We start from the raw sequence: 8,698 nt of genomic DNA, 5'->3' as shown, positions 1-8,698 counted from the left end.
TCCCCTCACCCCATCCCCTCCACCTCTTCCGCCGACAGAAACAACAGCACCACTTCCGACATGCCGAGCAACGGCGTGAAGGTGACTATGGTGATGCCGCCTGTGGCGTTGGTGCGGGTCAGGCCTTCGGAATAGACGTCGAGCGGTGGTTCCTCGTCGAACCAGACGCCGTGCAGCGTTTCGCCCTGCCACTTTTCGCGGCCCTTCTCAAAACTCTTGAACGACAGCACCGATTCATCGGCCTGCACATCACCGCCGCCGCCATGGCGCACGACGACGCTGTCCAGCCCATGCGGCGCGCCGCGCCCCATGATGGTGCTGACAATGGCGTCGGCCGGGATCATGCCGGTGCCCCACGCCGCCGGCTGCTGCGGCGGGCCGATCAAAATGCGCTGCGGGTTGTCGCGCGTGCCCTCGGCGGTGACGCCCGCCGCCCACAGCCGCACGGCCGTGTCAAAAACCTTGCCTTGCCACCACTCGGGATAGCGGCCGGTGAGATGCATCGCCCATTCGGCGCCGCCGGCCCTTGTCTTGCCGAGCTGGTTGCCGGCCATGAACAGGCGTTCTCGGTTGGCAGCACCGGCCGCATGGAACTCGGCCTGTCGCGGGTAAGGCCGGTAGGCGGCAAGCTGGTTAGTGCGCCGCCTCCGGTCCAATTCCCTGAGCAGGCTCAGATACTCGGTCTTCGCTGTCGCGGTCCGGCTTTGCGAGTCCTGCGACGCCAGACTTTTCGAGAAACGGCCGCAGGACGGCTTCGAGGCCGCGGATGCGCTGCCTGATTTCGTCATCGCTCAGTGCTTCCAGACTGTTGATGTTGAGATGCAGATCCTTGGGCAGCACCGACAGCACGATCTTTAGATACTGATCGGGCTTTTCGGTGCGAACCTCGGCGATGACGCCGGCGCCATGCGCCCGGAAATCGGCGCGGATGGCGTCCAGAAACCCATCGGCCAGCGTCCTTTTCGCTCGCTTCTGCCGGCCGGACGGCTTGCGTTCGGCCACATCAGCCGGTTCGTCGTCGAAAGGATTCTCGGCCATGGCCTACCGCGATGCTGGTGATTGGCGAAAGCCGGGGATGTCCGGTCCACCCTCCGCAGCTGCAGCGCAGCTGCTGCGGAGGACGGGCAGGACAGAGGGGGGCGCTGTCCCGCCGACATTTGATATCGGCAACACAGGCACGAACTTGTGAGAAGGCTTGATATAAAAAAAACCCGCCTCGGTGGGCGGGTCGTTGGCGCAAATCAGCACCATGACTATATTCCTAGCATAGCTGCCGTCACAAAGCAAGCGAAATCTCGCGGGCCGGCCTAAATTCGGCCGCGCGCCGCGCTATGGTGCAGGGATCGGAACCGGTGTTCGCGCGTTTGCAATTTGCCAATGGGAGCAAAGCCATGAATGTCGCCAATCTGCAACTCGAGGGCCTGCTGATGGCCGTCGCATCGATCAATCAGGTCCTTGTCCGCAAGGGCGTGCTGACGGTCGAAGAGATAGACATCGCCTTGCGCAAGGCCGAAGCCAGCGAGACCAGCGAGGAGCGCTCCGAAGGCATGTCGGCCTCGAGCCGCGATGCCGTCAACTTCCCGATCCGGCTGCTGGAGCTGGCGAACCAGTGTCAGCCGGAGGCGGACATGCCGTCCTTCTCCAAACTGGCGCGCATGGTCGGCCAGATGAAGGAACCCTACAACGACCAGATGTGACGTCGCGATCGCCTCGCCGTATCGGAACGCCACTTTCCACCCGAGCTACGATCACCTTGCCAGTGCAGCCTTCCAGGTCAGCACACGGCCCGGCCCATGCACGGCGGCAAACAGCAGCCCGGCCAGGAAGGTAAAATGATCGACGAAAAAGCCGAACTCGGCCTGGTTTCCGGCCCAGTGCGACGGCCCGTGGAAGGCAAAGGCGAGGAACAGCACATAGGCGCCGGCGACAAGAGCGGCCTGCGAGAACAAGGCGCCGGTCAGGAAGCACAGCACCAGGACGACTTCGAGCACGGCCGCGCACCAGGCCAGAAACAGCGGGAACGGAAATCCGGCAGCGGCGATGTAGCCCGCGGTGGCGCCCATGTCGATGAATTTGAAGGTCACCGCCATGAGGAAGACGGCTGCGAAGATCAAGCGGCCAGTCAGGATTGCCGCGGTCTGCCACGGCGGTTGAGCCGGTGATTGGGTGGTTTCCGATGACATGCCGTCCTCCAGGGTTGCGACCGATTTCGCCCCAAGGACGTTGCACCAGCCGCAAACCCGACATCATCCCCTGAGAATACTGGCTGAGACAGCGCAAGCAGCCAGGCCGCTGCAGGACTGGGTTCCTCGCCCCCCACCAAAGTGGGGGAGAGGTGGCGCGGCGAAGCCGCGACGGAGAGGGGGACAGCGCCTGCAAAGAAAAGGCCCCTCTCCGGCCGCTTCGCGGCCACCTCTCCCCCCGCTTCGCGCGGGGCGAGGAACCCAAGCCTGGATCTACTCGGCCGCGTGGTGGCTGATCGGTGCCCGCACAGTCCCATACTGGCCGCTCCAGCGGTCGGTCATGTCGCAGCGTATGTCCCACAGCTCCGGGAAGAAGCGATGCAGGGCGCCGGCCTGCAGCAGTTCGACCGGCCGGCCCTTGAGCGATTTCGAGCCGAGCCCGATCGAGCGGTGGATGAGATAAAGATGATTGGCGCGGAATTTCTGGAACAGCTCGTCGAATTCGATCAGCGCCTCGGCGACAACATAGCTGTCGCCGTGATCATAGCTGACATCGTAGACATCCTCGACCGAGAGCCCGCGACCATCGAGATAGGACGCCTTGAACGCCCGCCACAGGTCCGGCGGCATGCGCAGCAAGAGCCTGAAGCCCGGCGATTCCTGGCCGCTGCCGTTGCCGAGCTGCAGCCGAATCTCCTGGTATTCCTTGGGCGACATGGTTTCGAGCAGGTCGAGCTGCGCCGTCATCAGGCGCATCAGCCGATGCACCCGCCCCATCAGCGTGACGATGCGATGGGTGTTCTGCTGCTCGAGGAAGTCGACGACATCGACCAGCGTGTAGGCGATGAGCTTCATCCACAGCTCCTCGACCTGGTGGACGATCTGGAACTGCAGCTCGTCGGCATTGACCATCTCGGCCAGCGGCTTCTGGCAGGCGAGTAGTTTGTCGCAGCTGAGGTAGACGCCATAGTCGCGCATCTCGGGCGCTTCGATACGGGCGTAATAATCCGGCTTGTGCATGGCAGCTGCTCCTTTGCCCGGCCCATAGGGCTCCCTGTTCGGTCCGAGCCCACAGTTTAGTCGCTTTTCACTTGAACATTGTTCCTTTGTGTTATCCAAATGCCAGAAAATGGAGGACGAATGTTCATCTATTGCGAATGTTTCGAGAACGTGTGATGCTGGATGCGGTCGACCGGAAGATCGTCGCGGCACTGGAACGCGATGCGCGCACCTCCTTCGCAGTGCTCGCCGACGAGGTCGGCTTAAGCAAGACGCCGTGCTGGAAGCGGGTCAAGGCGCTGGAGGACACCGGCATCATCCGCGGCTACTCGACGCGGGTCGACCCGGCCAAGCTCGGCTTCGGCATCGAAGCCTTCATCCAGGTGTCGATCGATTTCGAGCTCTCCGAAGCCTTCGAGGCTGCAGTCCAGGCGCATCCGCTTATCCGGCGCTGCCATGCCACCACAGGCGAGGCCGACTATCTCCTGCAGATCGTGACCGTCGACATGATGGCGCTGGACAGGATGCTGCGCGTCGAGCTCAGCCGCCTGCCCGGCGTGCGCCGCACGATCACCTCGATGGCGATGCGTGAGATCAAGGATGACATTTCTTTCGCCAATGCCGTGGGGCATGCGCAGCAGAGCGCTAAATCCGAGGCTTAAGAGACTGTTTCGAAATTCGCTCTGGCGAGTCATATGGTGGTGGTTTCGAGAACCGGCGCGCAGCGGACGTTTTGGTCCGTGAGCACCGGAAGCGCAGAAAACGCCATCAGATGGCCGCCAGAGTAGAGTAGAGTTTCCAAACAGTCTCTAAGGCGTGAGCCCAGCGCGACCAGCACGGACAGCCCTGCAGCCAGGCCAATTGCGATAACAATGCCGAAATGCCGTTCCAGGAATTTGCGCCCCTGCCAGTCGTATCGCATTTCTAAAAACTCCGCCGCGTAATCTGGGGCAGCGTGTTCAGGCGTCAAGGCCGGGTCCTTGACAGGCGATAGACAGGCAGCTGCCATTGTTCATACCGTGGTTCATATCGGAACGTGGAACGATGGCCGAGCATTCCTGCGCTAAAGCTGGGCTTCGATGGCAGCCTTGTCTATCACAGACCATACTTCTGCAATCTTTTTGTCCCCAAATTCATAGATAACATTCTCGGCAAAGGAAACTCTCCTCCCATTTACAGGGAGGCCGAGGAACCTTTCTTTCGGCGTGCAGTCGAACCCGAGCCGGCTCGCTATATAGGGCGGATCGGAAATCAGCATCTGGACGTTGAAATAAAGGTCCGGAATTTCAGCAAAGTCTCGGTCCAGCATTTTGCGATAGCCTGATAGACCGAGCCGCCGGCCGTTGTGGACCACTTCATCATCAACGAACTGCCCCAGCTTCGGCCAGTCCTGCTTGTTCAGGCAGGCAATGTAGTCTCGGTAGATGTCACAGAGGTCGGTTCTGCTCACGGCGATTGCTCCCGTCTCTAGAAGGCCCTGCTGGAAGCTCATGCTTAAGCCGATGATGACATGAAGCAGCTTCATGCGCGGATGAGAAAGTGCTAGACAGCGTCACTTCCTCTATTCCCGCTTCGTCTAATGGTAGGACAGCGCCCTTTGAAGGCGTGAATCGTGGTTCGAGCCCATGAGCGGGAACCAGCAGCTCACCGGTCGGGGCAACCGGTCAGACCGGCGTGCCTCCTTTCCCAAACTGGCAAGGATGGTCGGGCCGATCAAGCAACCCTATAACCACCAGATATGACGGAGGACGACATGGCCGACGACAAATCCAGGAGCAAGCAGGACCGCAAACCGGCCGCCGGCGAGGAGCCTTACGACGTAGCGGCGTTTGCGAAAAAATATGGCATACCGCCGAGCGAGGCCGCGACCATCATCAAGCGGTACGGGCCTTCGAGAAAGAAGCTCGACGCGCATATGGCGAGCCGCAACGCCTGATCCGCATCGGCGGCGCCTGCAGGATAGGTGTTGCGATTATATTAGCCTGAGCGCATATTCTGTCAGCCGGTGAACCAACCAAGCCGGTCAGGCTCGGCGCCAGCCCCCTCGATCCCCTCGACGCCGAGCTGCTGGGGGATCGGCGGCCCTGGAGGCGAACCATGCCCATGTATCTCTCACGATTCAGCTATACGCCCGAGACCTGGACGCGCCTGATCGAAAACCCCGAGGATAGACGCGAGGCAGCCCGCACCTACATCGAATCGGTGGGCGGAAAGCTGCACGGGTTCTGGTACGGCTTCGGAGAGCACGATGGCTGGAACCTGTGGGAGGCGCCCGACAACGTTTCAATGGCATCTGTCATGCTTGCCATTGGTGCGGGAGGAGCGCTCAGTTCGTACGAGACCACCGTCCTCCTGAGCGTCGAAGAGACGATGCAAGCGCTTGGCAAGGCGAAGTCGGTCCGCTATCGCCCGCCGGGAAAGTCCTGACCAGTCGCGCATCAAGGCGCCGGAACGGTTTTGCGGACTTTTCGCCCGGCTAGCCCGGAGAGATCCGGGCTAGGCTCGCTGCCCGGCTGGTGCCGGCGCGCTCGCCCGTGCCTTGCTCACCCGGGACACGCCCGCTTGCGTCGCGCTCACCCGGGTCGCGCACGCCCGCGCCACGATCGCTTGCAGCGGCTCCGGCCGGTGCAGCAGAAATCCCTGGCCGAAGTCAATGCCCATATCCGCGAGGATGTCGAGCGCATCCTGCGCTTCGATCTTCTCCGCCACCACGGAGCAGCCGAGGCTCCTGGCGATGCCCGATATCGCCGAGACGATTTCGCGGTCGAAGCGGCTATCGGCAATATGCTCGATGAACGAACCGTCGATCTTGATCGTGTCGACGGGAAAGCGCCGGAGATATTCGAACGAGCTCATGCCCGCCCCGAAATCGTCGAGGCTGACGCGGCAGCGCCGCTCGCGCGCCTTGCCGACGAACTGCTCGGCAGCTGCGAAATTGGTGACCGCGGCGGTTTCGGTGATCTCGAAGCCGATGCCGGAATGCGGCGCCCCGGTCTCGGCGATGACAGCGTCGACGAAATCCCAAAGCTGCGGGTCGCTCAGCGTCTGCGCCGACAGGTTGAAGCCGAGCATCAGCGCCCCTGACTTCAGCGCCGGACCATGAAGCGACAGCGCCGTCCTGATGATCCAGCGGTCGAGCCGCGAGGCGACGCCGAACCGCTCCGCCGCCGGGATGAACTCGCCCGGCGGGATCAGCCGCCCGTTGCGCCCGGCGAGCCGCGCCAGGACCTCGACATGGCGGCTTTCTTGCCAGGGTTTTCCGAGCTGGTGGATTTCCTGGCCGAACAGTTTCAGCCTTCCGTCCGCCATGGCGTCGACGGTGTCGGCGGCCAGCCGCGCCGCATTGAGGCCGCTGGAACCGGATGTCGTCTCGGGCGAGAACACCGCGAAGCGATTGCGCCCGGCAGCCTTGGCTGAATAGCAGGCGTCGTCGGCGCAGGCGAGCGCGTCGGCCACTGCGGTATTCGCATCGGCGACAAAGGCGATGCCGATGCTGGCCGCGAGCTTGCGCGACGCCGCCGTCGAGCCGAGGTCGGCATCGCGAACCGCCGCGAGTACGGCGCCGGCGAGACGCTCGGCTTGCACAGCGTCGCAGTCAGGCACCAGCAGCGCGAACTCGTCGCCGCCGAGGCGCGCGGCGTGCACCGACGGCGGCAGACAGCCCAGAATGCGCTCGGCGACGCTCTTCAGGGCAAGGTCGCCGGCGGCGTGGCCGGCGAAGTCGTTCAGTGCCTTGAAGTAGTCGAGATCCACGTAGAACACCGCGAGCCGGTGCGCCGTTGCGATGTGCTCGGCCAGCAGCCGGTCGAAAGCGGCGCGGTTCAAAAGGCCGGTCAGCGCGTCATGGCGGGCCGCATGGGCAAGCTCCTGCTCGCGTTGCTTCGCCTCGGTGATGTCGCGCACCGTGCCCAGGATCTGGCCCGACGACTGGGCGTCGGCGAACCGTATCAGCGATTCGAGATGTCGGATTTCGCCGTCCCGCTTGATGATGCGGTATTGCACGGCGACGACCTTTTGGGTTTGCAGCGGCGCCAAATGGGCCCGCTCGGCGTCGGCCCGGTCGTCCGGATGCAGATAGCTGTGCCAGAGGTCTTGCGACACTTCGTCGGTGTCGGCGACAAGCCCGTAGATGTCCCGCGTCCGCTTGTCCCAGTAGCTTTTGCGTGCGGCGAGATCGTGGTGCCAGATGCCGGTGCCGCTGGCCGCCAATGCCAGGCGAAAGCGGACGTTGACCTGTTCAAGCTCTGCTTCCGCCTGCTTCTGCTTGGTGATGTCGGTCTGGACGCCCATCAGTCTGACCGGCCGGCCTTCGGCGTCGCGTTCGACCACTCCGCCGCGATCGAGAACCCATACCCAGTGACCGGATTTGTGCTTCAGCCTGAGCTCGGTTTCGATCGAATCGGTCAGGCCGGCAATGTGGCGTTCCCCGCTGGCCACCGCCCGCTCGCGATCGTCGGGATGCGTCAGCTGCAACCAGAGATCGCTTGTCTCCGCAAGCTCACCCTCGCCATAGCCGAGCATCTGCAACCACATCGCCGAGTAAAAACAGTCGCCGCTCGCGAGATCCCAGTCCCAGACGCCAAGATGCGCGCGTTCGAGCGCCAGTTCCCAGAACTCCCCGTCGCGATTTTTCTTTTCGGCCATGCTCTGGACTTCGCCCGCCTCGTCGCCGCCATTGTGTGGCAAAAGCAAAGAAGAAACCGTTACTGCGCAGCGGCCGGGGTGGACGGCCAATTTCTCTCACCCTGACACCCACGAGGCGGGAACTTTGCCGAAACGGCAGCCACAGCCGCGACGGCGCCAGCCTCACTTCTTGCCTTGCGGGTAGATCGCCTCACCGCGCTTCAGCATCTCGACGAAGGCGGCGATCTTCTTCTCGCGGCCAGCCTCGGTCTTCATGTTGTGGATGCGGAAGGCGAGCGCGAAGCGGTTCTGCGCGCTGAGCCTTGCCAGCATCGCCTTTGCCTCGGGCTCGGCGTCTATTGCGGCCCGCAGATCCGCGGGGATTTTCATGTCCTTGCCGCTTGCATAGGCGCGCGCCCAGCGCCCGTCGGCCTTCGCCGCCTCGACCTGTTTGAGCCCATGCTCGGTCATCCGGCCCGCCTCGATCAGCCGGGCGACGTTGTCGACGTTGATCTGGCTCCAGATGCTCTTCCTGCCGCGCGGTGTGTAGCGCTGCAAATAGCTCTTGTCGTCGAGCCCCTTGCGCACGGCATCGATCCAGCCCCAGCACAGCACGACGTCGATGGCCTCCTTGGGCGTGATCGAAAGCAGTCCCGAACCGACCTTGTGCATCTTGATCCAGATTTCTGTCTCGGTGTCGTGATGCTTGCCGAGCCAGGTGTAGAAGCTCTCGGCATCGCTGAATTCGCGGACCTTGGCGGGGTCGACCTCGACCGACGCCATCAGCGGGTCCGCCTTTGTGTGGTCGTCATCGGTTCTCCTTTGTCGCTGCTTGGCTCCGATCGAATGGAGCAACAGTGGCCTTGTTGCAAGGCCGGCGCGAAGCACCCCCC

The 8,698-nt window shown here is 63.0% G+C and carries 12 protein-coding genes and 1 tRNA gene; 5 read left to right on the top strand and 8 right to left on the bottom strand.

Features of this window, described 5'->3' with window-relative positions; genetic code table 11:
* Window positions 1–5: 5 nt before the first annotated feature.
* Window positions 6–554 carry a terminase large subunit domain-containing protein gene (locus AC0L15_RS32950; protein WP_287292263.1) on the bottom strand — a complete coding sequence of 183 codons (549 nt, stop codon included), beginning with the start codon at window positions 552–554 and terminating at the stop codon, window positions 6–8.
* Between the two features lie 79 nt (window positions 555–633).
* On the bottom strand, window positions 634–1,038 hold the full coding sequence (locus AC0L15_RS32945; RefSeq protein ID WP_287176249.1) for a hypothetical protein: 405 nt from the start codon (window positions 1,036–1,038) through the stop codon (window positions 634–636).
* Between the two features lie 353 nt (window positions 1,039–1,391).
* On the opposite strand from AC0L15_RS32945, the gene AC0L15_RS32940 reads away from it, so the two are divergent.
* The gene (locus AC0L15_RS32940) at window positions 1,392–1,697 is read left to right on the top strand and encodes a hypothetical protein (RefSeq protein ID WP_023803842.1); all 306 of its coding nucleotides are present in this window, start codon (window positions 1,392–1,394) and stop codon (window positions 1,695–1,697) included.
* Window positions 1,698–1,748: 51 nt separating this feature from the next.
* On the opposite strand, the gene AC0L15_RS32935 is transcribed toward AC0L15_RS32940, so the two are convergent.
* Both AC0L15_RS32935 and AC0L15_RS32930 read right to left on the bottom strand, forming a co-directional pair.
* Entirely contained in the window at window positions 1,749–2,183 is a 435-nt protein-coding gene (locus tag AC0L15_RS32935; RefSeq protein WP_023803843.1) for a DoxX family protein, read from the bottom strand.
* 273 nt (window positions 2,184–2,456) lie between these two features.
* Complete coding sequence (locus AC0L15_RS32930) at window positions 2,457–3,203, bottom strand: tryptophan 2,3-dioxygenase family protein (protein WP_128170516.1); 747 nt, start codon at window positions 3,201–3,203, stop codon at window positions 2,457–2,459.
* Window positions 3,204–3,358: 155 nt separating this feature from the next.
* On the opposite strand from AC0L15_RS32930, the gene AC0L15_RS32925 reads away from it, so the two are divergent.
* The gene (locus AC0L15_RS32925; RefSeq protein ID WP_287250325.1) at window positions 3,359–3,844 is read left to right on the top strand and encodes an Lrp/AsnC family transcriptional regulator; all 486 of its coding nucleotides are present in this window, start codon (window positions 3,359–3,361) and stop codon (window positions 3,842–3,844) included.
* A 29-nt stretch (window positions 3,845–3,873) separates the two neighbouring features.
* Here AC0L15_RS32925 and AC0L15_RS32920 read toward each other — a convergent pair whose 3' ends face one another.
* Window positions 3,874–4,152 (bottom strand): hypothetical protein, encoded by a 279-nt coding sequence (locus tag AC0L15_RS32920; RefSeq protein WP_287250323.1) that lies wholly within the window; start codon window positions 4,150–4,152, stop codon window positions 3,874–3,876.
* A gap of 93 nt (window positions 4,153–4,245) precedes the next feature.
* Window positions 4,246–4,674: an ester cyclase gene (locus AC0L15_RS32915; RefSeq protein WP_473498374.1), complete on the bottom strand. Its 429-nt coding sequence runs from the start codon at window positions 4,672–4,674 to the stop codon at window positions 4,246–4,248.
* A gap of 73 nt (window positions 4,675–4,747) precedes the next feature.
* Between AC0L15_RS32915 and AC0L15_RS32910 the strand changes: the two genes are divergently transcribed.
* From AC0L15_RS32910 to AC0L15_RS32900, 3 genes are all read left to right on the top strand, one after another.
* Window positions 4,748–4,821, top strand: a tRNA-Gln gene (locus tag AC0L15_RS32910).
* A gap of 114 nt (window positions 4,822–4,935) precedes the next feature.
* Complete coding sequence (locus AC0L15_RS32905; protein ID WP_027155385.1) at window positions 4,936–5,118, top strand: DUF3606 domain-containing protein; 183 nt, start codon at window positions 4,936–4,938, stop codon at window positions 5,116–5,118.
* A 161-nt stretch (window positions 5,119–5,279) separates the two neighbouring features.
* Window positions 5,280–5,609, top strand: coding sequence for a GYD domain-containing protein (locus AC0L15_RS32900; RefSeq protein ID WP_287052810.1), 330 nt, complete (start codon window positions 5,280–5,282; stop codon window positions 5,607–5,609).
* Window positions 5,610–5,678: 69 nt separating this feature from the next.
* On the opposite strand, the gene AC0L15_RS32895 is transcribed toward AC0L15_RS32900, so the two are convergent.
* Entirely contained in the window at window positions 5,679–7,826 is a 2,148-nt protein-coding gene (locus tag AC0L15_RS32895) for an EAL domain-containing protein (RefSeq protein ID WP_287250322.1), read from the bottom strand.
* A 162-nt stretch (window positions 7,827–7,988) separates the two neighbouring features.
* Window positions 7,989–8,588 (bottom strand): YdeI/OmpD-associated family protein, encoded by a 600-nt coding sequence (locus tag AC0L15_RS32890; protein ID WP_287250320.1) that lies wholly within the window; start codon window positions 8,586–8,588, stop codon window positions 7,989–7,991.
* Window positions 8,589–8,698: the final 110 nt, after the last annotated feature.

This window comes from Mesorhizobium sp. WSM4846 (assembly GCF_055811415.1).
Note: the sequence above shows the minus strand (reverse complement) of the source record. Positions and strands in the feature narration are given on the sequence as shown.

Bases quoted from the DNA above. Each gene is read 5' to 3' on its own strand.
- AC0L15_RS32940 (WP_023803842.1), top strand. From the start codon at position 1,392: ATGAATGTCGCCAATCTGCAACTCGAGGGCCTGCTGATGGCCGTCGCA.
- AC0L15_RS32950 (WP_287292263.1), bottom strand. From the start codon at position 554: ATGGCCGGCAACCAGCTCGGCAAGACAAGGGCCGGCGGCGCCGAATGG.
- AC0L15_RS32895 (WP_287250322.1), bottom strand. From the start codon at position 7,826: ATGGCCGAAAAGAAAAATCGCGACGGGGAGTTCTGGGAACTGGCGCTC.
- AC0L15_RS32925 (WP_287250325.1), top strand. From the start codon at position 3,359: ATGCTGGATGCGGTCGACCGGAAGATCGTCGCGGCACTGGAACGCGAT.
- AC0L15_RS32935 (WP_023803843.1), bottom strand. From the start codon at position 2,183: ATGTCATCGGAAACCACCCAATCACCGGCTCAACCGCCGTGGCAGACC.
- AC0L15_RS32905 (WP_027155385.1), top strand. From the start codon at position 4,936: ATGGCCGACGACAAATCCAGGAGCAAGCAGGACCGCAAACCGGCCGCC.
- AC0L15_RS32930 (WP_128170516.1), bottom strand. From the start codon at position 3,203: ATGCACAAGCCGGATTATTACGCCCGTATCGAAGCGCCCGAGATGCGC.
- AC0L15_RS32915 (WP_473498374.1), bottom strand. From the start codon at position 4,674: ATGAGCTTCCAGCAGGGCCTTCTAGAGACGGGAGCAATCGCCGTGAGC.
- AC0L15_RS32900 (WP_287052810.1), top strand. From the start codon at position 5,280: ATGCCCATGTATCTCTCACGATTCAGCTATACGCCCGAGACCTGGACG.
- AC0L15_RS32945 (WP_287176249.1), bottom strand. From the start codon at position 1,038: ATGGCCGAGAATCCTTTCGACGACGAACCGGCTGATGTGGCCGAACGC.
- AC0L15_RS32890 (WP_287250320.1), bottom strand. From the start codon at position 8,588: ATGGCGTCGGTCGAGGTCGACCCCGCCAAGGTCCGCGAATTCAGCGAT.